Origin of the sequence: Burkholderia sp. BCC1996, assembly GCF_905339955.1 — a bacterium.
In the GTDB taxonomy this organism is placed as follows: Bacteria; Pseudomonadota; Gammaproteobacteria; order Burkholderiales; family Burkholderiaceae; genus Burkholderia.
The window spans coordinates 32,335-55,003 of the sequence record NZ_CAJPHM010000026.1 but is presented as its reverse complement, the minus strand read 5'-3'; the positions used below and the strand labels follow the sequence as shown (position 1 = coordinate 55,003).

Sequence of the window (22,669 nt, the reverse complement as noted above, 5' to 3'; positions counted from 1 at the left end):
AGTCTCCGAGAGCCGTTCTCACCCAACATCACCGAAACAAGGAACGCCGATGCTGACTCGCTCCATCCTTTCCGCAGCTGCATTCTCGCTTGCCGCCTGTGCGACCGCGCCGTCGATTGCGCAGAACAACCAGGGCAACGATGCGGGCAACGCTGCATTCGCCGAGACCGGTGCACAGGGCCGCCCGGTCAAGGTCATGATCATCACGATGTTCGGTCCGGAAGGCCAGGCATGGCTCGACCGGCTCGGCCCGTGGCGCGACATCACCGTGCCCGGCCTGTCGCCCGACTATCCGGCCGTTCACTGCAACAAGCAGGACGTGTGCGTGGTGACGACCGGCATGGGCTATGCGAACGCGTCCGCGACGATCATGGCGCTCACGTTCTCGCAGCGTTTCGACCTGCGCCGCACGTACTTCCTCGTGTCGGGCATCGCGGGCGTCGACCCCGCGCAAGGCACGGTCGGGTCTGCCGCCTGGTCGAAATACCTGGTCGACTTCAGCCTGCAGTGGGAACTCGATGCGCGCGAGATTCCGGCAGGCTGGAATACCGGCTTTCTCGGCATCAATACGAAGAGCCCGAACGACAAGCCGCCGCTCGACTACCGCACCGAAGTATTCCAGCTCAACCCGCAGCTGACCGATGCCGCGTATGCGCTGTCGCGCAACGTCGCGCTCGCCGACAGCGCGCAGGCCCAGGCCGCGCGCGCGAAGTTCACGTATGCGCCGGCGAACCGGCCGCCGACGGTGATCCAGTGCGACACGTCATCGGGCAATACGTGGTTCTCGGGCACGCTGATCGGCGAGCGCGCGCGCCAGTGGACCAAGATCCTCACCGACGGCAAGGGCACCTACTGCATGACCGCACAGGAAGACAACGCGACCTATGAAGCGCTCAAGCGCGCGGCGAGCGTGAAGCGGGTCGACCTGTCGCGCGTCGCGGTGCTGCGCACGGGTTCCGATTTCGACCGGCCGTATGCAGGGCAGACGAGCGCGGACAATCTGCTGAACTATGCGGACCAGGGTGGTTTCGCCCCGGCGACCGAAAACCTGTACCGCGCGGGCAATCCGCTCGTTCAGGACATCGTCACGCACTGGGGCGAATGGCGCGACGGCGTGCCGCGCCGTTGACGGCCAGCGTCTTCAGCGAGAGATCGACGCGAAGTTCAATGCGCGTGCGGCGCGGAACGGAACGGCGTCCAGACGGGCGTCGTGTCGTCCCAATGATCGAGCGGCGAAGGAAGTTGATCGTTCATCACAGGCTCCTGCAACTAACTGGCTAATCGGGTGTTCGATGGCGGTGTCTCGACGCCGCGCCGCGGATCATCCGCTGCGCGGCGTTGCGCGTTGACCGATGCTCAACGGCCTGCGCCGGCGAGCTGGTTGCCTTCCGGTGTCGGGCGATACGGGCCTTGCGCGAGTTCGAGCCCTTGCGGATACGAATTCGCCTTGCGCAGCCAGGCCAGCGTGCCGTCGCGGCGGGCCTGCTCGACTTCCGCGCTGACTTCGGCGCGCGTGCGCGGGCCGTTGTTGTGCTGCGTGTACCACGACGTGTTCGCGTAGTCGCCGGCGTGCGGGGTGGTCGTATCGGCGAAGGCCGGTGCGGACACGGCAAGTGCGAGGGCGACGGCGGAGAGAAGATGGCGGCGGTTCATGACGTAACTCCTGTGTTGGTCGGAGTCGGCGCGTCGGCGCTTGCTCCGGTCCCGTCAAGCGGGATCTGTTCGATGCGCAACGAGGTGCGCGACAGGGTTTACTCTAGGGGGCCGTTCCGGCGCGATAAATGCGGCTGACGCGAATTGAATTGTCGTGATGGTGGAACAATCGCGATCCGTACTGTCGGCAGGGTTACTCGAAAATCGCGCACAGCCGCCTGCAGCGGGGCTCCCGGCGATGTCGCGCGGCGCGCGCCGTCACGCACGCGGCCGATTGCCGTGCACGGCGCAAAGGTGTGATGCGGATTCAGGAAAGGCGCTGTGCGGGGCGGGGAAGGCGGCACGAACGTGACGCCGCGGCGGCGCGAAGGCAGGACGGCGCGCGGGCCGCACAGCCCGCGCACCGCGGTTCAGACGATTACGCGACCCACTCGTTGATGACCGGCGTGTCGAGCGCCGGTGCGCGCTCGGCTTCCTCGAACGTGCGCTTGCTGCACGTCGCGTCGAGGCTGCCCTTGCCGCTCAGCAGCGGGCAGCGGTCGAACACTTCGGCGATCCAGTCGACGAACACGCGTACCTTCGGCGACAGGTGCCGGCTGTGCGGATACACGACCGAGATCGGCATCGGCAGCGGCTTGAGGCCGGGCAGCACTTCCTTGAGCCGGCCGTCGCGCAGGTGCGGCAGCACCATGAACAGCGGCGGCTGGATCAGGCCGAAGCCTTCGAGCCCGCACGTCACGTACGCATCGGCATCGTTGACCGATACGATGGCGTTCATCTTGACCTCGACTTCCTTGCCGTCGGTCAGGAACGTCCAGTCGATCGTGCGGCCCGTGCGGCTCGAGAAGTAGTTGACGGCCTTGTGGTCGTTCAGATCCTCGATTGTCCGCGGCTCGCCGAACTTCTCGAGATACGCGGGCGCAGCGACCGACACGCACTCGAACAATCCGACCCGGCGCGCAACCAGCGACGAATCCTGCAGCGCACCGACGCGGATCACGCAGTCGACGCCTTCCTGCAGCAGGTCGACCGGCCGGTCGGACAGGCCGAGCTGCAGGTCGATGTCCGGATAGCGCGTGTGGAATTCGCACAGCGACGGAATCACGAGCAGCCGCCCGATCGAGCCCGGCATGTCGATACGCAACTTTCCGTGCGGCTTGCGGTTGTTGTTCTGGAAGCTTGCTTCGGTTTCCTCGACATCGGCGAGGATCCGCACGCAGCGTTCGTAGTACGCGGCCCCGTCCGGCGTGAGCGACAGCCGGCGCGTGGTCCGGTGCATCAGCCGCACGCCGAGGAAGGCTTCGAGATTCTGGATGATCGTCGTGACGGACGCCCGCGGCAGGCTGAGCGACTCTGCTGCCTTGGTGAAGCTGCTTGTATCGACGACGCGAGTAAACACCTGCATGGCCTGAAGCCGGTCCATCACAACCTCCGCAATCTAATTTGCCGCCCGAACGACAAGGCTGCGCTACCTCATGGGTAAGCGCAGCCTGGATTGTTCGGGGGCGTTGAATTGTGTTGCCGGATTATAGGCATTTATCCGGATGTCTGCCGGACCCAGAATTCGTTCCATCTCGAAATGGATGCTGCATCGTCATGGACGCTTCTGAATTCAGCAAATTCCTGAAAGCCGCGTTGCCCGCCGAAGCCAGAGCCGGCGCGGCACTGACGGTCGCGGAGGTGGAAATCCCCGGCTACGCGCAGGACATCGTGCTGCGCCTCTATCGGCGCGCGGACAAGACCGGATTGCCGGTAGTGCTTTACTTCCACGGCGGCGGTTTCGTGCGCGGCACGCTGGATGACGCCGATTTCGCCGCGCGCTTTTTAGCAGAACGCTTACCGGCTCTCGTAGTGTCGGTCGATTATTCGCTCGCGCCGGCCTTTCCTTTTCCGGCCGCGCCGGAGGATGCGTATCGCGCGGCCGTGTGGGCCGCGACGCGCGCCCGCGCGTTCGGCGGCAATCCGAAGAAGATCGGCGTCGCGGGGCATGATGCGGGCGGCCAGCTCGCGAACTGTCTCGCGTTCATCGCGCGCGATCGCGGCGAAGTGTCGATTGCCGCGCAGGCCCTGTTCGGGCCGATGCTCGACCCGAGCATGACGCGCATCGGCGACGCCGAACGCCTTGCATCGGACATCACCGCGCGCGAATGCGCGGCCTGTTATCGCGCCTATCTGCCGCAGGCGGCGCAGCGCATGCACCCGTATGCGGCGCCGCTCGAATCGGTGCGCCTAGCGGGCCTGCCGCCGACGCTCGTCGTCACCGCGCAGAACGACGTGCTGCACGTCGAAGCGGAGAAATATGCGGGCTGCCTGATTTCATCGGGCGTGCTCACGCAGGTGATCCGCTACCCGGACGTCACGCACGCGGCGCTCGCGACGCACGAAGCCGCGCTCGAGGAGGCCGTGCGCTTCTTCCAGTGCCGCTTCCAGGCGCGCCAGCCGAACCGTTCCGAATAACCAGAACCAATCCACGCTTATTGGAGATCCACATGGCCATCCTACGCACCTCCCGCTCCCGAATTGCGACCGCGGCGATCGCGACGCTCGCCGTCGTCGGCCTCGGCACGTTCGGCGCGATGCGCGTGAACGCGAACGCGCCCGAAAAGGCCGCAGCGCCGCTGCCCGAAGTCGACGTCGCGACCGTCGTGCCGCAGACCGTCACCGACTGGCAAGGCTATTCGGGCCGCCTCGAGGCGGTCGAGAAAGTCGACGTGCGCCCGCAGGTGTCGGGCACGATCGTCGCGGTGAACTTCAAGGACGGCGCGCTCGTGAAGAAGGGCGACGTGCTGTTCGTGATCGATCCGCGCCCGTACCAGGCGGAAACCGACCGCGCGGCCGCGCAGCTCGCCGCCGCGCAGGCCCGCAACGGCTACGCGCAGAGCGACTGGCAGCGCGCGCAGCGGCTGATCGGCGACAACGCGATCGCGAAGCGCGACTACGACGAGAAGCAGAACGCGGCGCGCGAAGCGACGGCGAACCTGAAGGCCGCCGAAGCCGCGCTGGAAACGGCGCGCATCAACCTCGGCTATACGCGCATCACCGCACCCGTGTCGGGCCGCGTGTCGCGCGCGGAAATCACGCTCGGCAACGTCGTGTCGGCCGGTGCGTCCGCCGCACCGCTGACGACGCTGGTGTCGGTGTCGCCGATCTACGCGTCGTTCGACGCGGACGAGCAGACCTACCTGCAATACATCAACGGCGCGCGCAACGGCCGCAAGGTTCCGGTCGAGCTCGGCCTCGCGAACGAAACCGGCTACTCGCGCAGCGGCGAGATCGACTCGGTCGACAACCGGCTCGACACGTCGTCCGGGACGATCCGCGTGCGCGCGCGCTTCGACAACGCGGACGGCACGCTCGTCCCCGGGCTCTACGCGCGCGTGAAGGTGGGCGGCAGCGCACCGCACGAGGCGCTGCTCGTCGACGATGCGGCGATCAACACCGACCAGGACAAGAAGTTCGTGTTCGTCGTCGACCAGCAGGGCCGCGTGTCGTATCGCGAAGTGCAGCAGGGCATGCAGCACGGCAACCGGCGCGTGATCGTGAGTGGCCTCGCCGCCGGCGATCGCGTGATCGTGAACGGCACGCAGCGCGTGCGGCCGGGCGAGCAGGTGAAGCCGCACATGGTCCCGATGACGGGCGGCGATGCGCCGTCCGCGCCGCTCGCGGACAACGCGAAGCCGGCCGCACCGGCGAAGGCGGAATCGTAAGCGGCCCGCCGCTTCGATTTCCGCGTTCAACCAGACAGAGCAACCCATGAACATTTCCAAATTCTTTATCGACCGGCCGATCTTTGCAGGAGTCCTATCGGTGATCGTCCTGCTCGGCGGGGTGATCGCGATGTTCCTGCTGCCGATTTCGGAGTATCCGGAAGTCGTGCCGCCTTCCGTGATCGTGAAGGCGCAGTACCCGGGCGCGAACCCGAAAGTGATCGCCGAGACGGTCGCGTCGCCGCTGGAAGAGCAGATCAACGGCGTCGAGGACATGCTCTACATGCAGTCTCAGGCGAACAGCGACGGCAACATGACGATCACCGTCACGTTCAAGCTCGGCACCGATCCGGACAAGGCCACGCAGCTCGTGCAGAACCGCGTGAACCAGGCGCTGCCGCGCCTGCCGGAAGACGTCCAGCGGCTCGGCATCACCACGGTGAAGAGCTCGCCGACGCTGACGATGGTGGTCCACCTGATCTCGCCGGACAACCGCTACGACATGACCTACCTGCGCAACTACGCGCTGATCAACGTGAAGGATCGCCTGTCGCGGATCCAGGGCGTCGGCCAGGTGCAGTTGTGGGGTTCGGGCGACTACGCGATGCGCGTGTGGCTCGATCCGCAGAAGGTCGCGCAGCGCGGACTGTCGGCCGAGGACGTCGTGCAGGCGATCCGCGAGCAGAACGTGCAGGTCGCGGCCGGCGTGATCGGCGCGTCGCCGTCGCTGCCCGGCACGCCGCTGCAGCTGTCGGTGAACGCGCGCGGCCGTCTGCAGACGGAAGACGAGTTCGGCGACATCGTCGTGAAGACGACGCCGGACGGCGGCGTCACGCATCTGCGCGACATCGCGCGCATCGAGCTGGACGCGTCCGAGTACGGGCTGCGCTCGCTGCTCGACAACAAGCCGGCCGTCGCGATGGCGATCAACCAGTCGCCGGGCGCGAACTCGCTGCAGATCTCCGACGAAGTGCGCAAGACGATGGCCGAGCTGAAGCAGGACATGCCGGCCGGCGTCGACTACAAGATCGTCTATGACCCGACGCAGTTCGTGCGCTCGTCGATCAAGGCCGTGGTGCACACGCTGCTCGAAGCGATCGCGCTGGTCGTGATCGTCGTGATCGTGTTCCTGCAGACCTGGCGCGCGTCGCTGATTCCGCTGATCGCGGTGCCGGTGTCGATCATCGGCACGTTCTCGCTGCTGCTGGCGTTCGGGTATTCGATCAACGCGCTGTCGCTGTTCGGGATGGTGCTCGCGATCGGGATCGTGGTCGACGATGCGATCGTCGTCGTCGAGAACGTCGAGCGCAACATCGAGAGCGGGATGAACGCGCGGGCGGCGACCTACAAGGCGATGCAGGAAGTGAGCGGGCCGATCATCGCGATCGCGCTGACGCTCGTCGCCGTGTTCGTGCCGCTCGCGTTCATGTCGGGCCTGACCGGCCAGTTCTACAAGCAGTTCGCGATGACCATCGCGATCTCGACGGTGATCTCGGCGTTCAACTCGCTGACGCTGTCGCCGGCGCTGTCCGCGATCCTGCTGAAGGGCCACGGCGACAAGGAAGACTGGCTCACGCGCGTGATGAACCGCGTGCTCGGCGGCTTTTTCCGCGGCTTCAACAAGGTGTTCCATCGCGGCGCGGAGAACTACGGCCGCGGCGTGCGCGGCGTGCTGTCGCGCAAGACGCTGATGCTCGGCGTGTACCTCGTGCTGGTGGCTGCGACCGTGCTCGTGTCGAAGGTCGTGCCGGGCGGCTTCGTGCCCGCGCAGGACAAGGAATACCTGATCGCGTTCGCGCAGCTGCCGAACGGCGCGTCGCTCGACCGCACCGAGAAGGTGATCCGCGACATGGGTTCGATCGCGCTGAAGCAGCCGGGCGTCGAGAGCGCGGTCGCGTTCCCGGGGCTGTCGGTGAACGGCTTCACCAACAGCTCGAGCGCGGGCATCGTGTTCGTCACGCTGAAGCCGTTCTCGGAACGGCACGGCAAGGCGCTGTCGGCCGGTGCGATCGCCGGTGCGCTGAACCAGCAGTACGGTGCGATCAAGGATTCGTTCGTCGCGGTGTTCCCGCCGCCGCCGGTGCTCGGCCTCGGCACGCTCGGCGGGTTCAAGATGCAGATCGAGGATCGCGGCGCGGTCGGCTACGCGAAGCTGTCGGATGCGACCAACGACTTCATCAAGCGCGCGCAGCAGGCGCCGGAACTCGGCCCGCTGTTCACGAGCTACCAGATCAACGTGCCGCAGCTCAACGTCGATCTCGACCGCGTGAAGGCGAAGCAGCTCGGCGTGCCGGTCACCGACGTGTTCAACACGATGCAGGTGTATCTCGGCTCGCTGTACGTGAACGACTTCAACCGCTTCGGACGTGTGTACCAGGTGCGCGTGCAGGCCGATGCACCGTTCCGTCAGCGCGCGGACGACATCCTGCAGCTGAAGACGCGCAACGACCGTGGCGAAATGGTGCCGCTGTCGTCGCTCGTCACGGTGACGCCGACGTTCGGCCCGGAAATGGTCGTGCGCTACAACGGCTACACCGCAGCCGACATCAACGGCGGCCCGGCGCCGGGCTTCTCGTCGGGTCAGGCGCAGGCCGCGATCGAGCGTATCGCGCATGAAACGCTGCCGCGCGGCGTGCGGTTCGAATGGACCGACCTCACGTACCAGCAGATCCTGGCAGGCGATTCGGCGATGTACGTGTTCCCGATCAGCGTGCTGCTCGTGTTCCTCGTGCTCGCCGCGCTGTATGAAAGCCTGACGCTGCCGCTCGCGGTGATCCTGATCGTGCCGATGAGCATTCTGTCGGCGCTGACGGGTGTGTGGCTCACGCAGGGCGACAACAACATCTTCACGCAGATCGGCTTGATGGTGCTGGTGGGGCTGTCCGCGAAGAACGCGATCCTGATCGTCGAATTCGCACGCGAACTGGAGCACGACGGCAGGACGCCGCTCGAGGCCGCGATCGAGGCGAGCCGGCTGCGGCTGCGCCCGATCCTGATGACGTCGATCGCGTTCATCATGGGCGTCGTGCCGCTCGTCACGTCGACGGGGGCGGGTTCGGAAATGCGCCATGCGATGGGTGTCGCGGTGTTCTTCGGGATGCTCGGCGTGACGCTGTTCGGGCTGATGCTGACGCCGGTGTTCTACGTCGTGCTGCGCACGCTGGCGGGCGGCAAGATCCACGTCGCGGGCAAGGACTCGGCCGGTTATGGCGTGTCGCCTTCCGGTGCGCCGGCTACGGATGCTTGAGGACAACAAGATGGACAACATGCACAACACGAATGGCCTGATGCGCTTCGCGAAGGTGGCGGCCGCGAGCACCCTGCTCGCGACGCTGCTCGCCGCGTGCGCGGTGGGGCCCGACTACAAGCGCCCGGACGTGTCGACGCCCGCGGCGTTCAAGGAAGCGCCGACGCTCGCGGCCGGCGAACAGGCCGGCACGTGGAAGACCGCGGAACCGGCGGACGGCGAGCATCGCGGCGAATGGTGGAAGGTGTTCGGCGATCCGGTGCTCGACTCGCTCGAGTCGCAGGCGCTCGCCGCGAACCAGAACCTGAAGGCCGCGGCGGCGCGCGTCGAGGAAGCGCGTGCGGCGACCCGCACCGCGCGCTCGCAGTGGTTCCCGCAAGTCGGCGCCGGGTTCGGGCCGACGCGCGAAGGGCTGTCGTCGGCGTCGCAGTTCCAGCCGCAGGGCACGGGCCCGACCACCGCGACGCTGTGGCGCGCGCAGGGCACGGTGTCGTACGAGGCCGACCTGTTCGGCCGCGTGAGCCGCAACGTCGAGGCGTCGCGTGCCGACCAGGCGCAGAGCGAGGCGCTGTTCCGCTCGGTGCAGCTCGCGCTGCAGGCGGACGTCGCGCAGAACTACTTCGAACTGCGCCAGCTCGACTCGGACCAGGACCTGTACCGCCGCACGGTCGAACTGCGTGACCAGGCGCTGAAGCTCGTACAGCGCCGCTTCAACGAAGGCGACATCAGCGAACTCGACGTGTCGCGCGCGAAGAACGAGCTGGCGACCGCGCAGGCCGATGCGGTCGGCGTCGCGCGCCGGCGCGCGGCGTCCGAGCATGCGCTCGCGATCCTGCTCGGCAAGGCGCCCGCGGACTTCGCGTTCAAGGAAACGCCGATCGTGCCGGTCGCGGTGAAGGTCCCGCCGGGTCTGCCGTCGGCATTGCTCGAACGCCGCCCGGACGTGTCGGCGGCCGAGCGCGCGATGGCGGCCGCGAACGCGCGGATCGGTCTCGCGAAGTCGGCGTACTTCCCGAAGCTCGATATCACGGGCGCGTTCGGCTATGAGGCGTCGACGCTCGGCAACCTGTTCATGTGGTCGAGCCGCACGTTCCTGCTCGGGCCGTTCGCCGGCACCGCGCTGACGCTGCCGCTGTTCGACGGCGGGCGACGGGCGGCCGGCGTGCAGCAGGCGCGCGCGCAGTACGACGAGCAGGTCGCGAACTACCGGCAGCAGGTGCTCGTCGCGTTCCGCGAGGTCGAGGACAATCTCGCCGATCTGCGTCTGCTCGACGACCAGATTCGCGCGCAGGATGCGGCCGTCAATGCGTCGCGCCGTGCGGCGACGCTGTCGCGGACGCAGTATCAGGAAGGCGAAGTGGCCTATCTCGACGTGATCGACAGCGAGCGGTCGGTGCTGCAGTCGCAGTTGCAGGCGAACCAGCTGACCGGGGCGCAGGCCGTGTCGACCGTGAACCTGATCCGTGCGCTGGGCGGCGGGTGGGGTGCGGTGCCGACGGCGGTCGGCGATGCGGCGTCCGTCAAGGCGGAAGTCGCCGCGCGTTGAAGCAGCGGCCCGCCAGGGGCCGTTCGAGCAGGTGGCTGATCGAAGAAGAACCCCGATTCCGTGGCAACGCGGATCGGGGTTTTTTATTGGCCGTGCGTTATGCCTGCTGTTCGGGCTTCACATCCGTGCGTTCGGCGATCACCACCGCGTAGCGGCCGACCGCATCGGCGATGCGCTGCGCCAGTTCGGGATCGCGCACTGCACGCGCGAGCGTGACGCCACCCGTCAGCAGCGCGAGGAACGCGATCGCGCGATCGTCGTCGGGGGCGTCGCCGAGCCCGGACGACACTTCGTCGACGATCTGCCGCAACGCCTGTTCATAGGCGTCGCGCGTGTCGTCGTCGGCGCGCATCACTTCGGGCGACAGGCTCGGCAGCGCACAGCTTTCGCCGAGCGCGCAGGTGCGCCGCGGCCCGAGATAGAACGACACGAACGGACGCCGCCAGCGCGCGCCATGCTCGGCCTTGAAGATCGCGACGCCTTGCCGGAGCTGGTCGAGACCGGCGAGGACCACGCTGCGGAACGCTTCGCCTTTCGATTTGAAATGCCCGTAGAACGCGCCGTTGGTGACGCCCGCCGCCTTCGTCAGCGGACCGATGCCGGAGCCGCCATAGCCCTCCTGGCGGAACAGGCGGCTCGCCGCCTCGAGAATGCGCGCGCGGGTTTCGTGCTTGTGCTCGACGGAATAACGCATGACAGGCTCGCTTCAGAGCGATCGCTCTTTATCGCTTGAATAGAGAGCGATCAGTGTCTAATGTATAGAGAGTGACTGATATTTATATCACGTCACGATTCCGATGACCTGACCTGGAGAACGTGCGATGCCGATTACGCTGACAGTATCTGAAGGGGTTTTCTCGCAGGAAGACGAAGGGCCGGTATTTGCCGAACTGACCGATGCGCTGCTGGAGGTCGAAGGGCTGACCGGGAATGCGTTCCTGGCGCCGAACGTGATCGGCTCGCTCAATGTGCTGCCGCGTCACCGGACCTTCGTGCATGGTCGCGCGGAGCCCGCGGCATTCGTCGAGCTGAAGCTGCCGGCCGTGGCGCTCGCGGCGCCCGACAAGCAGCGGCAATTCGTCGAACGGGCGACCGCGATCGTGCTGCATCGCGCAGGCGGGCGGCTGACGCCGGCGCAGATCTGGGTGAATGTCGTGCATGCGGTCGACGGCGGATGGGGCATTGCCGGGCGACGGTACGACAACGCTGCGCTCGTCGATTCGATCCAGGGTGCGGCGGCTGGTTCGCATTAACCGCAACTAACGGTCAAACCATCCAGCGTTGACCGACGGTGCGGCGATGATTCGCCGCACCGGTCAGCCGTGATTGCCTTCATTCCGCAGTGCCCGCATCAGTTCGCTGGCCGCCTTGCCGAGCCCCGTGTGTTTCGGCCGCCGCAGATATTCGGGCAGCGGCAGCCCGTTGCGGATGTTCGCGAACACGAGCGGCGCGAGTTCGCCGTCCGTGCTGATAGTGTTCTTCCCGATCTTCACGTTCGCGTACAACTGGTCGTTCGACAGCGTGTTCGGGTTGCCGGATGCGGTGACGCGCAAGCCCGAACCGATCGTTTGACGCGGAGGCGGGCGAAGCGATGCGGGGCAGCCCGTATCGCTTCGTTCAGGAAAGGGGCGGGAAGTGACGGGAAGTGACGGGCGGACCGAATGCCGCCCGCGAGCGTTACGCGGCGACGAACTCGTGCACGTAGCGGTTGAACACGGCGGGGCTCGCCGCGTTCATCCCATGCGACGCACCGGCGACGGTCTGCCGTTGCGCATCGCCGATCCACTGCGACAGCGTGTCGACGTTGTGGCGGAACATCTTCGGGCTGCGCTGGCCGTCGATCAGCAGCGTGCGGCATGCGATATCGCCGGCCGTGTGCTGCGAATACGCGGGCAGCGGATCCTGCAGCTGCTTCGGCAGCGTGCTCGCATTGTCGATCGCCATCGTGCGAAAGCGCGACGTGCTCTTCTTCCATGCGCCGGGCAGGCTCACCGAGTCGACGAACATCTCGAGGCCGGCTTCCACTTCGCCTTGACCGATCAGGTTCACGGCCTGCGTGCGCAGCGCGATCGCGGCGGCCGGCAGCGCGGCTTCGCGCACGCCCGGCTGTTGCAGCGGGCCGCCCGGATCGGCGAGCGTCAGCGTGTCGACGAGCTGCGGATGCTGGCGCGCGACGTTGAACGCGACGCTGCCGCCACGCGAGTGGCCGACGAGATGCACGGGGCCGAGATCGAGCGCGTCGATGAATTCGGCGAGCTCGTCGACGTGGTTCTGCCAGCTGAACTCGTCCTGGATGCCCGCCTCGACGGCCGGCCAGTAATGGCTCAGGCTCGGCGCGATGCAGCGGTAGTGGGCCGACAGCGACGCGAGTTGCGGATCCCAGTAACGGTAGTCGCACAACGATCCGTGCACGAACACCATCGGTGCGCCGCTGCCCCGCTCGACATACGGCAGGCTGATGCCTGACGAAAGCGTCGCAAATTGCAGGTCGGGGTTCGCGAGCACCGAAGGCTCGATTCGCATGTTCATGACTGAAAACTCAATGGGTGCGTCATCACGTCGCAACTATGCCTCACGGCAAGCTGCAAGGAAAACGCATAATTTTCATCGTGACGATCAATTTTATTGATGGCTCGGCTGAAAACCCTTGTCGCAGCGTGGGGAAGTGCCGAAGGCTCAAATCGTCTGATGATTTATTTGACGGCTGAAAGCGCGTGTGAACGCCTGCGCAAGCGCGCATCCGGGCGGGCGAAAACGGGAGAAAGGGCCGCCGAACGCGACCCGCGCATCACCGCACCGCCAGCGCGGGCGCGGTCTGAAGCTCGACGGGAAGGTCGTTGTCGGCGGCGAACTGCATCGCGAAGTCGAACGCGTCGGCGCATACGTCGCGCAATTCGTCCGACACGAACAGGCATTTGGCGCCGCCATCGACGACCGGCATCGCGAGCCGCGACAGCGCGCACGGATAGCCGGGCCGCCGCTCGCCGACGAACAGCGTGATGACACCCGCGAGGCGCTCAGGCCAGTCGCTCGGTCGGAAGGTTTTCCGCGCGCGGGTGACGCCGCGGATCAGGTGGCCGGTGATGCGGCCGCGTTCGGTGATGTCGATGCGATCCATGCTGTTCTGCGTATCCTCGTTCGCGTCATTCGCCACCGTCGGCCGCCGCGTCGCCGCGCGCGGGAATCCGCAGGTTGCGCAGCTTGTGATAAAGCGTCTTCTTCGGCATGCCGAGCGCGACGCTCGCGTCCGCCACGTTGCCGTTGTGACGCCGCAGCATGTCTTCGATCAGCATCCGCTCGAAATACGCCATCTGCTCGGCAAGCGTGCCGCCGGCCGCCGGCGCGCCGCCGGACGACAGCAGGCTGTCGCCGGTCAACCCGAGCACGAAGCGATCGGCCACGTTCTGCAATTCACGCACGTTGCCGGGCCATGCATGCGTCATCAGTTCGGACACCTGCGCAGCCGTGACGACCGGCGCCGGTTGCCCGAAGCGCCGTGCGGCCGCGAGCACGAAATGCTCGAACAGCAGCGGCACGTCCTCGCGCCGCTCGCGCAACGGCGGCAGCTCGATCTGCGCGACGTTGAGCCGATACAGCAAGTCCGCGCGGAAGCGCCCGTCGGCCGCGAGTTCGGCGAGATCGGCCTTCGATGCGGCCACCACGCGGCAGTCGACCGGAATCAGCTCGTTCGCGCCGAGCCGCTCGACCACGCGCTCCTGCAGCACGCGCAACATCTTGATCTGCAGCGGAATCGGCATCGTCTCGATCTCGTCGAGGAACAGCGTGCCGCCGTGCGCCCATTCGATCTTGCCGATGCGCTTCTTGATCGCGCCGGTGAATGCGCCGGCCTCATGGCCGAACAGCTCGCTCTCGAATACCTGCTCGGGCAGGCCGCCGCAATTCAGCGCAACGAAATGCGCATCGCGCCGTCCGCCGAAGTCGTGCAGGCTGCGTGCGATCAGTTCCTTGCCGGTGCCCGTCTCGCCGGTGATCAGCACCGACACCGACGTATCGGCGAGGCGCAGGATCTTCTTGCGCACGTCGGCCATCGCGGGCGACTTGCCGAGCACGAACGCCTCGATGCCCTGCCAGTTGTTCAGCGCCGCGCGCAGCCCCTGCACCTCGAGCGTCAGGCGGCGCTTCTCGACCGCGCGCGCGACGCGCCCCGCGATCACGTCCGACGAGAACGGCTTCTCGATGAAGTCGTACGCGCCGTCCTGCATCGCGCCGACGGCCGTCGAGATGTCCGCGTGGCCGCTGATCAGCACGACCGGGATCTGCGCATCGATGGCCATCACGCGGTCGAGCAACTGCAGCCCGTCGATGCCGGGCATCCGCACGTCCGACACGATCACCAGCGGCGCGCCGGGCGCGACGTGCGCGAGCGCGTCGGCGGCCGAAGCGAATGCGTCGACCGGGAACCCGGCGAGCGCGACGGCCTGCTCGACGCCGATCCGGACGTTTTCATCGTCCTCGACGACCAGCACGCGAATCTCATCTTCCATGCTCTATCCTCTGTTGCGGCGTCGCCGCCGCGAATTCGATACTGAACTGCGCGCCGCCTTCGTCGCGGTTCGTCGCGGCGATCTTCGCGCCGAACGCCTCGACGATGCGCGACGTGATCGCGAGGCCGAGCCCGAGGCCCTGGCCGCGCGGCTTGGTCGTGACGAACGGCTCGAACAGGTGCGGCAGCACGTCGGGCGCGATGCCCGCGCCGCTGTCGGCCACCGAGAAACGCACGCGGCCGGCGTCGTCCGGCCCGGCGGCTTCGATCACAATGCGCCGCACCGGCGCGTCGTGCACCGCGTCGAGCGCGTTGCCGAGCAGGTTCACGATCACCTGCTGCAACTGGCTCGATTCCGCGGACACCGTCGTGCCGGGCGCGATGTTCACGTCGAGCTGCACGCCTTCGTCGCGGATCCGCGCATCGTAGATGAGGCGCGCATGCGCGACGGCCTCGTTCAGCGACACGGCGACGCGCTCGACGTCGGGCTTGCGCGCGAAGGTCTTCAGCTCGCCGGTGAGCACGGCCATGCCGTCGACGAGCTTGCCGATCCGTTCGAGATTCGCATACGCCGGCGCCGGCTGGCCGCGCTCGAAGAACGTGCGCGCGTTGTCGCACAGCGTGCGGATCGCGACGAGCGGCTGGTTCAGCTCGTGCGTGAGGCCCGCGGCCATCTGCCCGAGCACCGCGAGCTTGCCCGCGTGCACGACTTCCTGTTGCGACGCGCGCAGCCGCTGCTCGGTGCGCTCGCGCTCGACGATCTCGCGCTGCATCCGCTCGTTCGCCGCCGTCAGCGCGGCCGTGCGTTGCGCGACGGTCAGTTCGAGCCGGTCGTTCGCGCGGCGCAGCGCATCCTGCGCGTTCAGCCGCGCGACGATCGCCCGGCGCCGCTGGATCGCGTAGCCGGCCAGCAGCGCGGCGATCAGGAACGCGCCGGTGACGAACGCGAACGCGGTCTGCTGCTGGCGCCGCGCGCCGGCGATGTCGAGCAGCACCATCAGCGAATCACCGGCCTGCGGCGCGGGCCGCGACATCACGAGATAGCGCGTGCTGCGGCCGGCGTGACGCGGATCGGGGAACGTGCCGAACCATGCGGCGGCGCTGCGGTCGCCGAGGTGGCGGTAGGGCAGCATGTCGACCGTGCGGCCCGCGTATTGCCGCGACGCCTGGATGTCGCGCTGCTGCTGCGCGGTGATCGGGCGCAGCGCGGTGAACTTCCACGCCGGCTCGGTCGAGATCACGACCACGCCGTTGCCGTCGACCACCATCGCGGCGACGCCCGGCGCGCGCCACGCGGATTCGAGCGGGTCGACGCTGATCTTCACGGCCGCCGCGCCGATCGGCACGCCACCGTCGCGCACCGCGCTCGCGAAATAGACGCCCGGCACGCCGGTGTTGGTGCCGATCCCGAAGAAGCGGCCGCTGCCGTGCGCCAGGGCATCCTTGAAGTACGGCCGGTACGACACGTTGGTGCCGACGAAGCTGATCGTCTCGTTCCAGTTGCTGGCGGCGATCACTTCGCCCTGCAGGTCGATCACGTCGACGGCGCCGCTGCCCGCGTCGCGGTTCACGGCTTCGAGATACGTGTCCACCGTGTGCGCGAGCGCGGGCCGGTCCTGTGGCGCGGCCCGCAGCAGCGCGCGCACGCCGTCTTGCCGGGCGACCAGGCCGGGCAGGATCTCGAAGCGGCCGAGTTCGCTCTTCAGGCTCGACGCGTACAGGTCGAGCCGGTGCGCGCCGGTTTCCTCGAGCGCGTCGATCGCGCGTTCCCACGCGAAATCGACCGCCGCGCCCGCCACGCCGACATACAGCACGGCGGCCGACGCCCAGCCCCACCACGGGATTCCCTTGAAGCTCTTCTGCACGTTCGCCCTCATCGATGCCCGCAACCGGCCGTCCGAGACGGTCCGTCCGAGACCGGCCGTCCGCAACTCCGGCCGTCCCAAACGCCCCGCCACAACGACGCGCGCCGCGCGCCGGCAAGGCCGGCGGCGGCGCGTGCGAAGCAGCCTGCGCGACGGTGCGCGCAGCGGCGCGTCATCCGAAGTGCGCGACCAGGATCAGCGTCACGGTGACGACGATCGCGCCGCCGATGCGCGTGGCGATCTGCGCGAACGGCATCAGCTGCATCCGGTTCGCAGCGGTCAGGATCGCGACGTCGCCGGTGCCGCCTTGCCCGCTGTGGCAGGCGTTCACGATTGCGGTGTCGATAGGGTACATCTTCAGCAGGCGGCCGACCACGAAACCGGTGCCCATCAGCGTCGCGACGGTCGACACGATCGTGACGACGTTGACGATCGTGAAGGCGGCGGTCAGCTTGTCCCACGGCGTCATCGCGACGCCGATCGCGAACAGCAGCGGATACGTGACGGCGGTCGAGAAGAACTTGTAGACGACGAACGCGCCTTCCTGCAGCGGCGGCGACACCGCGCGCGCGAGCTTCACCAGCACCGCGAGGAACAGCATCGCGACCGGCGCGGGCAGGCCGAACAGCTTGTGCGCCATCAGGCCGACGAGGTACAGCGTGATCGCCGTGATGCCGGCGCCCGCGATGTGCGTGACGTCGACGTGGCCGCGGATCTCCTCGCTTTCCGGCGTCATGTCGCCGCTTTCGCCGACCTGCAGGCGACCGTTGCCGGTCAGGTGCGGCAGGCGCTTGCCGAGCATGTCGAGCGCGCCCGACAGGATGATCGCGGTCAGGCTGCCGAGCATCACCGGCGGCAGCACCATCGCGAACATCTCGCCCTGCGGCAGGTGCATCAGTTCCGAATAGCCGATCGACAGCGGAATCGCACCTTCGCCGACGCCGCCCGCCATGATCGGCACGACGATGTACAGCAGCGTGTGGCGCGCGCCGAGGCCGAGCACGGTGCCGACCGCCGTGCCGACGATCGCGGCCGCGACCGAACCGGCGGCGAGCGGAATGAAGATCTTCACGAAGCCCTGGATCAGCACGCGGCGGTCCATGCTCAGGATGCTGCCGACGATGATCGACGCGATGAACAGGTACAGGAAGTTGGTCGACTTCGTGAACTCGACGGTGAGGTTCAGCACCGGCTTCGGCAGCACGTGGTAGTAGGTGAGCGCCGACGGCACGAAGGTCGCGAAGATCGCGGCCGCGCCGATGTTGCGCAAGAGCGGCAGGCGCTTGCCGAGTTCCGCGCAGGTGAAGCCGAAGAACGCGAGCACGGCGATCGCCATCGAGATCTCGCCGGGCACCTTGCCCGTCACCGCGAAGCCGACGATCAGCCCGAACAGGATCACGTAGACCGGCAGCGGGATGATGCCGATGCGGATTTCCATCAGCTTCCACCAGCCTTCCGGCCAGAAGCGTGTGCGCGTGGCGGGACCGGCTTCGGCAAGTGCCTCCGGACGGGATTGGGTGGGGATTGAGGTCTGCAAGACGTGTCTCCTGATGTTTGGAATGCCCGCATTGCTACGCGGCATCGTGTGGCGTCTATTAATGCAACCCCCGTGCCAAGCATCCCGGCCTGCCGGAATATTTTTAGGGCATTGATTTATAAGGATTTTGTTTCGTCTGTGGAAAGGATGGCAGCACTCGGCTGGCCGAGATTTCGGAATTCGCCCGGCGGGCAGGCCGAGATTTCGGCCCGATGGCCGGCGGGGCGCCCGCCCGCGCATCGGACGCGCGCCCTGGCGCCATATCGCCGCACGCGATTTTCTTCGCACAATCGCTTCGTAGACCGCCTTCCTGCCGCTCTCTATCATCGGCTGATCTTTTTCCGATGTGACGACGACTGTCCGGAGAACGCCCGCGCGTTCGCCGCGGCGCCGCTCATCCGTCGATACCGTCTTTGGACAGGAGAGTGGTTCCCATGCTGCATGCCGTTTTTTCCGCCCGCTTTTCCTCCGGCCGCGTGGCCCGCCTGCTGGCAGCCGCGCTGCTCGGCGTCCTGATGCTGAACGGCGCCCGTGCCGACACCGCGCCGCTGAAGGTCGGCATCTCGACGAGCCCGCAGATCGACGCGCTGAAGATTGCCGCGAAGGAGGCGAAGGAGCAGGGCCTCGACGTGAAGATCGTCGAGTTCACCGACTGGAATACGCCGAACGCGGCGCTCGCGAACAAGGACATCGACGTCAACTATTTCCAGCACATCCCGTTTCTCGAGAACGCGAAGAAGCAGGGCGGTTACAACTTCGTGTCGATCGCGCCGGGCACGATCATGAAGATCGGCCTCTACTCGAAGAAGGTGAAGCGCTTCGACGAGCTGAAGGACGGCGCGCGTGTCGCGATCGCGAACGACCCGGTGAACGGCGGGCGCGGGCTGCTGCTGCTGCAGCGCGCGGGCCTCATCACGCTGAAGCCGGGCGCCGACTACCGCGCGACGACGCACGACATCGTGTCCAACCCGAAACACCTGAAGATCATCCCGCTCGAAGCGTCGCAGCTCGCGCGCTCGCTCGACGACGTCGACCTCGCACAGGGCTATCCGAGCTTCATCAAGCTCGCCGGCACGACCGACCCGAACAGCGCGCTGCTGTTCGACGGCACCGAGAACAAGAACTTCGCGATCCAGTGGGTCGTGCGGCCCGAGAGCGTGAACGACGCGCGCATCCGCAAGTTCATCGCGATCTACCAGCATTCGCCGGCGGTGCGCCGTGCGCTCGACAACGCGTTCGGCTCGCTGTACGCGATCGCGTGGTGACGGAGGCGACATGACGACGGCGAACCGCAAGAAGATCCTGCTCAACGCGTTCAACATGAACTGCGTCGGGCACATCAACCACGGGTTGTGGACGCATCCGCGCGACCGCTCCGCGCACTACACCGATCTGGACTACTGGGCCGATCTCGCGAGGACGCTCGAACGCGGCAAGTTCGACGGGATCTTTCTCGCGGACATCGTCGGCGTGTACGACGTGTTCGGCGGCGGCCCGGACGCCGCACTGCGCGAATCGGTGCAGGTGCCCGTCAACGATCCGCTGCTGCTCGTGCCCGCGATGGCGCAGGTCACGCAACATCTCGGCTTCGGCGTGACCGCGAACCTGACCTACGAGCCGCCTTACCTGTTCGCGCGCCGCATGTCGACGCTCGATCACCTGACGAAGGGGCGCATCGGCTGGAACATCGTGACCGGCTATCTCGACAGCGCCGCGCGCGGGATGGGCCTCGCACAGCAGATCGGCCACGACGATCGCTACGAACGCGCGGACGACTACATGGACGTCGTCTACAAGCTGTGGGAACAGAGCTGGGACGACGACGCGGTGATCCGCGACGCGCAGGCGCGCGTGTTCGCGCAGCCGGGCAAGGTGCGGCGCGTGAAGCACGACGGGCCGTTCTATTCGGTCGACGCGATCCACCTGAGCGAGCCGTCGCTGCAGCGCACGCCGGTGCTGTACCAGGCCGGCTCGTCCGCGCGCGGCGTCGAGTTCGCGGGGCGGCATGCGGAGTGCGTGTTCGTGAACGGGCAGAGCAAGGCCGCGGCGCGCGCGGCGGCGCTGGATATTCGCGCAGCCGCCGCGCGGCAGGGCCGCGATCCCGCATCGATCAAGATTTTCGCGGGCGTGAGCGTCGTGACCGCCGAAACCGAGCGGCTCGCGCGCGAGAAGTTCGACGAATACCGGCGCTATGCGAGCCCGGAAGCCGGCCTCGCGCATTTCGCGAGCTCGACCGGCATCGATTTCGCGAAGTACGGCCTCGACGAGCCGATTTCGTACGTGAAGACCGACTCGATCCAGTCGGCCGTCGACGCGATCTCGCGCAAGAGCACGACCGGCATGTGGACCGTGCGCCGGATGCTCGAACAGATGTCGCTCGGCGGCCGCTATGCGCCGATCGTCGGCTCGCCGTCGCAGGTCGCGGACGAACTGCAGTCGTGGATCGACGAGACGGGCATCGACGGTTTCAACCTGACGCGCACCGTGATGCCCGAATCGTTCGAGGATTTCGTCGACTGGGTCGTGCCCGAGCTGCAGAACCGCGGCATCTACAAGGAAGACTACGATCCCGCGCCGACGCTGCGCGAGAAGCTGTTCGGCGCCGGCGCGCGGCTGCCCGCGTGGCACACGGGCGCACAGCACCGGCCGGCCGCCGTGCCGGCGCCCGAACCCAGGCATCCCGCGCATGCGTGAACGTGACGGAGCGAAGCGATGACGCAATTGTTCGATACGCTGGGTTTCATCGAGGCATCGGCCGTGCGGGCCGGTGCGGGTGCGGACGTGCATGACGCGCATGATTCGCGTAACGCAGCGGCCGCGCGGGCCGACGGCGCCGCCGCCGTGTCGTTCGCACACGTCGGCAAGGTGTTCGCGACGTCGCGCGGCCAGGCCGCCGCGTTGCGCGACGTGACGCTCGACGTGCGGCGCGGCGAGGTGTTCGGCATCATCGGCCGCAGCGGTGCCGGCAAGTCGACGCTGCTGCGGCTCGTCAACGGCCTCGAACGTCCGAGTTCGGGCAGCGTGCGCGTGCAGGGCGTCGACGTCGGCGCGCTCGACGAGGACGGGCTCGTCGCGCTGCGGCGTCGCACCGGCATGGTGTTCCAGCATTTCAACCTGCTGTCGGCGAAGACGGTGTTCGAGAACGTCGCGCTGCCGCTGAAGATCGCCGGCGTGCCGAAGGCCGAGCGCACGCGCAAGGCCGAGGCGCTGCTCGATCTCGTCGGGCTGACCGCGAAACGCGACGCGTATCCGGCGAGCCTGTCGGGCGGCCAGAAGCAGCGCGTCGGCATCGCGCGGGCGCTGGTGCACGACCCGGAGGTGCTGCTGTGCGATGAGGCGACGTCGGCGCTCGACCCCGAGACGACGCAATCGATCCTCGCGCTGCTCGCCGACATCAACCGCCGCCTCGGACTGACGATCGTGCTGATCACGCACGAGATGGAAGTGATCCGCGCGGTGTGCGACACGGTCGCGGTGATCGAGCAGGGCGAGGTCGTCGAAACGGGCCCGGTGTGGCGCGTGTTCGGCGATCCGCGCCACGGCGCGACGCGCGCCCTGCTCAGCACGCTCGTGCACGACCTGCCGGCCGAACTCGCCGCGCGCGTGCAGCCGTTGCCCGAGCTGGCCGCGCTGCCCGACGGCGCGCAAGTCGTGCTGGACGTCCGTTATACGGGCGAAAGCGGCGGCGAGCCGGACGTCGGCGCGCTCGCGGCGGCGCTCGGCGGCTCGGTGCGCTTCCTGCACGGCGGGATCGAGCGCATTCAGGGGCATGCGCAAGGGCGCCTCGTGATCGCGGCGTCGCCGCGCGCGGACGACGCCGGCCACCCGCCGGCACGCGGCGGCGCGGTCGCCGCGTTGCTCGAGCGCGCGCGCCGCCACGCGAATCATGCGGAGGTGCTCGGCTATGTTTGAACTCTGGTGGCCCGAACTGCTCGACGCGATCCGCGACACGCTGTCGATGGTCGCCGCGTCGGCCGCGATCGCCGCGCTGATCGGCATCCCGCTCGCGGTGATCCTGGTGACGACCGCGCCCGGCGGCATTTACGCGCGGCGTGGCCTGAACGCGGTGCTCGGCGCGCTCGTCAACGTGTTCCGCTCGACACCGTTCATCATCCTGCTCGTCGCGCTGCTGCCGTTCACGCGCGTGCTGATCGGCACGACGATCGGCGTGTGGGCGGCCGTCGTGCCGCTGTCGATCGCGGCGATTCCATTCTTCGCGCGGATTGCGGAAGTGAGCCTGCGCGAAGTGGATCGCGGGCTGATCGAGGCGGCGCTCGCGATGGGCGCGAAACGCCGCCACATCGTGTGGCACGTGCTGTTGCCGGAGGCGTTGCCCGGCATGCTCGGCGGTTTCACGATCACCGTCGTCGCGCTGATCGGCTCGACCGCGATGGCGGGCGCAGTCGGCGCGGGCGGGCTCGGCGATCTCGCGATCCGCTATGGCTATCAGCGTTTCGACACCACCGTCATGGTGACCGTGATCGTAATCCTGATCGCACTCGTTTCGGCCGTGCAAATCACGGGCGACCGCCTGGTCCGACGCGTGACCCGGCGTACCTGAGCGGCGCCACGAGCGCCGGCTCTTTTCATTGAAGACCCTGAGAGAACGA

Annotated in this window: 18 protein-coding genes and 1 pseudogene; 10 read left to right on the top strand and 9 right to left on the bottom strand. The window is 67.5% G+C overall.

Features of this window, described 5'->3' with window-relative positions; translation table 11 throughout:
- Positions 1–49: 49 nt before the first annotated feature.
- Positions 50–1,129: a purine nucleoside permease gene (locus tag U4Z64_RS29975; protein ID WP_321821859.1), complete on the top strand. Its 1,080-nt coding sequence runs from the start codon at positions 50–52 to the stop codon at positions 1,127–1,129.
- A 227-nt stretch (positions 1,130–1,356) separates the two neighbouring features.
- On the opposite strand, the gene U4Z64_RS29970 is transcribed toward U4Z64_RS29975, so the two are convergent.
- The gene (locus tag U4Z64_RS29970) at positions 1,357–1,653 is read right to left on the bottom strand and encodes a DUF4148 domain-containing protein (RefSeq protein ID WP_044845765.1); all 297 of its coding nucleotides are present in this window, start codon (positions 1,651–1,653) and stop codon (positions 1,357–1,359) included.
- A gap of 418 nt (positions 1,654–2,071) precedes the next feature.
- On the bottom strand, positions 2,072–3,076 hold the full coding sequence (gene ceoR / locus U4Z64_RS29965; protein ID WP_044845764.1) for a putative multidrug efflux transcriptional regulator CeoR: 1,005 nt from the start codon (positions 3,074–3,076) through the stop codon (positions 2,072–2,074).
- Between the two features lie 173 nt (positions 3,077–3,249).
- Here ceoR and U4Z64_RS29960 point away from each other — a divergent pair, with 173 nt between their 5' ends.
- The 4 genes from U4Z64_RS29960 to opcM are packed head-to-tail and all read left to right on the top strand — an operon-like array spanning position 3,250 to position 10,153.
- Positions 3,250–4,110, top strand: coding sequence for an alpha/beta hydrolase (locus U4Z64_RS29960; RefSeq protein WP_044845763.1), 861 nt, complete (start codon positions 3,250–3,252; stop codon positions 4,108–4,110).
- 32 nt (positions 4,111–4,142) lie between these two features.
- A complete protein-coding gene (gene ceoA / locus U4Z64_RS29955) occupies positions 4,143–5,360 on the top strand; it encodes a multidrug efflux RND transporter periplasmic adaptor subunit CeoA (protein ID WP_044845762.1) in 1,218 nt (405 codons plus the stop codon).
- 46 nt (positions 5,361–5,406) lie between these two features.
- Complete coding sequence (ceoB, locus tag U4Z64_RS29950) at positions 5,407–8,607, top strand: multidrug efflux RND transporter permease subunit CeoB (RefSeq protein ID WP_321821858.1); 3,201 nt, start codon at positions 5,407–5,409, stop codon at positions 8,605–8,607.
- A gap of 10 nt (positions 8,608–8,617) precedes the next feature.
- Positions 8,618–10,153: a multidrug efflux transporter outer membrane subunit OpcM gene (gene opcM / locus U4Z64_RS29945; protein WP_044845760.1), complete on the top strand. Its 1,536-nt coding sequence runs from the start codon at positions 8,618–8,620 to the stop codon at positions 10,151–10,153.
- Between the two features lie 97 nt (positions 10,154–10,250).
- On the opposite strand, the gene U4Z64_RS29940 is transcribed toward opcM, so the two are convergent.
- The gene (locus U4Z64_RS29940) at positions 10,251–10,847 is read right to left on the bottom strand and encodes a TetR/AcrR family transcriptional regulator (protein WP_044845759.1); all 597 of its coding nucleotides are present in this window, start codon (positions 10,845–10,847) and stop codon (positions 10,251–10,253) included.
- Between the two features lie 127 nt (positions 10,848–10,974).
- On the opposite strand from U4Z64_RS29940, the gene U4Z64_RS29935 reads away from it, so the two are divergent.
- The gene (locus tag U4Z64_RS29935; protein ID WP_044845758.1) at positions 10,975–11,406 is read left to right on the top strand and encodes a hypothetical protein; all 432 of its coding nucleotides are present in this window, start codon (positions 10,975–10,977) and stop codon (positions 11,404–11,406) included.
- A gap of 63 nt (positions 11,407–11,469) precedes the next feature.
- Here U4Z64_RS29935 and U4Z64_RS29930 read toward each other — a convergent pair.
- The 6 genes and pseudogenes from U4Z64_RS29930 to U4Z64_RS29905 all read right to left on the bottom strand — a co-directional run.
- Positions 11,470–11,616, bottom strand: a pseudogene (locus U4Z64_RS29930) (LysR family transcriptional regulator); the annotation flags it as partial.
- A 214-nt stretch (positions 11,617–11,830) separates the two neighbouring features.
- Positions 11,831–12,682, bottom strand: a complete 852-nt coding sequence (locus U4Z64_RS29925) for an alpha/beta hydrolase (protein ID WP_321797709.1) — start codon at positions 12,680–12,682, stop codon at positions 11,831–11,833.
- A 259-nt stretch (positions 12,683–12,941) separates the two neighbouring features.
- On the bottom strand, positions 12,942–13,271 hold the full coding sequence (locus U4Z64_RS29920) for a DUF3579 domain-containing protein (RefSeq protein WP_321821857.1): 330 nt from the start codon (positions 13,269–13,271) through the stop codon (positions 12,942–12,944).
- Positions 13,272–13,296: 25 nt separating this feature from the next.
- A complete protein-coding gene (locus U4Z64_RS29915) occupies positions 13,297–14,658 on the bottom strand; it encodes a sigma-54 dependent transcriptional regulator (RefSeq protein WP_321821856.1) in 1,362 nt (453 codons plus the stop codon).
- On the bottom strand, positions 14,648–16,534 hold the full coding sequence (locus U4Z64_RS29910) for a sensor histidine kinase (RefSeq protein ID WP_321821855.1): 1,887 nt from the start codon (positions 16,532–16,534) through the stop codon (positions 14,648–14,650). The genes U4Z64_RS29915 and U4Z64_RS29910 overlap by 11 nt, the downstream gene beginning before the upstream one ends.
- 160 nt (positions 16,535–16,694) lie before the next feature.
- Positions 16,695–18,059: a 2-hydroxycarboxylate transporter family protein gene (locus tag U4Z64_RS29905; protein ID WP_321821854.1), complete on the bottom strand. Its 1,365-nt coding sequence runs from the start codon at positions 18,057–18,059 to the stop codon at positions 16,695–16,697.
- A gap of 434 nt (positions 18,060–18,493) precedes the next feature.
- On the opposite strand from U4Z64_RS29905, the gene U4Z64_RS29900 reads away from it, so the two are divergent.
- From U4Z64_RS29900 to U4Z64_RS29885, 4 genes are read left to right on the top strand one after another with little or no spacing between them, the layout of a single operon-like run.
- Complete coding sequence (locus tag U4Z64_RS29900) at positions 18,494–19,324, top strand: MetQ/NlpA family ABC transporter substrate-binding protein (RefSeq protein WP_124489343.1); 831 nt, start codon at positions 18,494–18,496, stop codon at positions 19,322–19,324.
- 10 nt (positions 19,325–19,334) lie between these two features.
- A complete protein-coding gene (locus tag U4Z64_RS29895; protein WP_321821853.1) occupies positions 19,335–20,753 on the top strand; it encodes an LLM class flavin-dependent oxidoreductase in 1,419 nt (472 codons plus the stop codon).
- 18 nt (positions 20,754–20,771) lie between these two features.
- Positions 20,772–21,971: a methionine ABC transporter ATP-binding protein gene (locus U4Z64_RS29890; RefSeq protein ID WP_321821852.1), complete on the top strand. Its 1,200-nt coding sequence runs from the start codon at positions 20,772–20,774 to the stop codon at positions 21,969–21,971.
- Positions 21,964–22,620: a methionine ABC transporter permease gene (locus tag U4Z64_RS29885; RefSeq protein WP_044845749.1), complete on the top strand. Its 657-nt coding sequence runs from the start codon at positions 21,964–21,966 to the stop codon at positions 22,618–22,620. Before U4Z64_RS29890 ends, U4Z64_RS29885 begins: the two co-directional genes overlap by 8 nt.
- The last annotated feature ends 49 nt before the right edge of the window (positions 22,621–22,669 follow it).

Coding starts and splice junctions, on each gene's coding strand:
- U4Z64_RS29900 (WP_124489343.1), top strand. CDS start 18,494: ATGCTGCATGCCGTTTTTTCCGCCCGCTTTTCCTCCGGCCGCGTGGCC.
- U4Z64_RS29910 (WP_321821855.1), bottom strand. CDS start 16,534: ATGAGGGCGAACGTGCAGAAGAGCTTCAAGGGAATCCCGTGGTGGGGC.
- U4Z64_RS29920 (WP_321821857.1), bottom strand. CDS start 13,271: ATGGATCGCATCGACATCACCGAACGCGGCCGCATCACCGGCCACCTG.
- U4Z64_RS29925 (WP_321797709.1), bottom strand. CDS start 12,682: ATGAACATGCGAATCGAGCCTTCGGTGCTCGCGAACCCCGACCTGCAA.
- U4Z64_RS29935 (WP_044845758.1), top strand. CDS start 10,975: ATGCCGATTACGCTGACAGTATCTGAAGGGGTTTTCTCGCAGGAAGAC.
- U4Z64_RS29975 (WP_321821859.1), top strand. CDS start 50: ATGCTGACTCGCTCCATCCTTTCCGCAGCTGCATTCTCGCTTGCCGCC.
- ceoA (WP_044845762.1), top strand. CDS start 4,143: ATGGCCATCCTACGCACCTCCCGCTCCCGAATTGCGACCGCGGCGATC.
- ceoR (WP_044845764.1), bottom strand. CDS start 3,076: ATGGACCGGCTTCAGGCCATGCAGGTGTTTACTCGCGTCGTCGATACA.
- U4Z64_RS29885 (WP_044845749.1), top strand. CDS start 21,964: ATGTTTGAACTCTGGTGGCCCGAACTGCTCGACGCGATCCGCGACACG.
- U4Z64_RS29915 (WP_321821856.1), bottom strand. CDS start 14,658: ATGGAAGATGAGATTCGCGTGCTGGTCGTCGAGGACGATGAAAACGTC.
- opcM (WP_044845760.1), top strand. CDS start 8,618: ATGGACAACATGCACAACACGAATGGCCTGATGCGCTTCGCGAAGGTG.
- U4Z64_RS29890 (WP_321821852.1), top strand. CDS start 20,772: ATGACGCAATTGTTCGATACGCTGGGTTTCATCGAGGCATCGGCCGTG.
- U4Z64_RS29895 (WP_321821853.1), top strand. CDS start 19,335: ATGACGACGGCGAACCGCAAGAAGATCCTGCTCAACGCGTTCAACATG.
- ceoB (WP_321821858.1), top strand. CDS start 5,407: ATGAACATTTCCAAATTCTTTATCGACCGGCCGATCTTTGCAGGAGTC.
- U4Z64_RS29940 (WP_044845759.1), bottom strand. CDS start 10,847: ATGCGTTATTCCGTCGAGCACAAGCACGAAACCCGCGCGCGCATTCTC.
- U4Z64_RS29970 (WP_044845765.1), bottom strand. CDS start 1,653: ATGAACCGCCGCCATCTTCTCTCCGCCGTCGCCCTCGCACTTGCCGTG.
- U4Z64_RS29960 (WP_044845763.1), top strand. CDS start 3,250: ATGGACGCTTCTGAATTCAGCAAATTCCTGAAAGCCGCGTTGCCCGCC.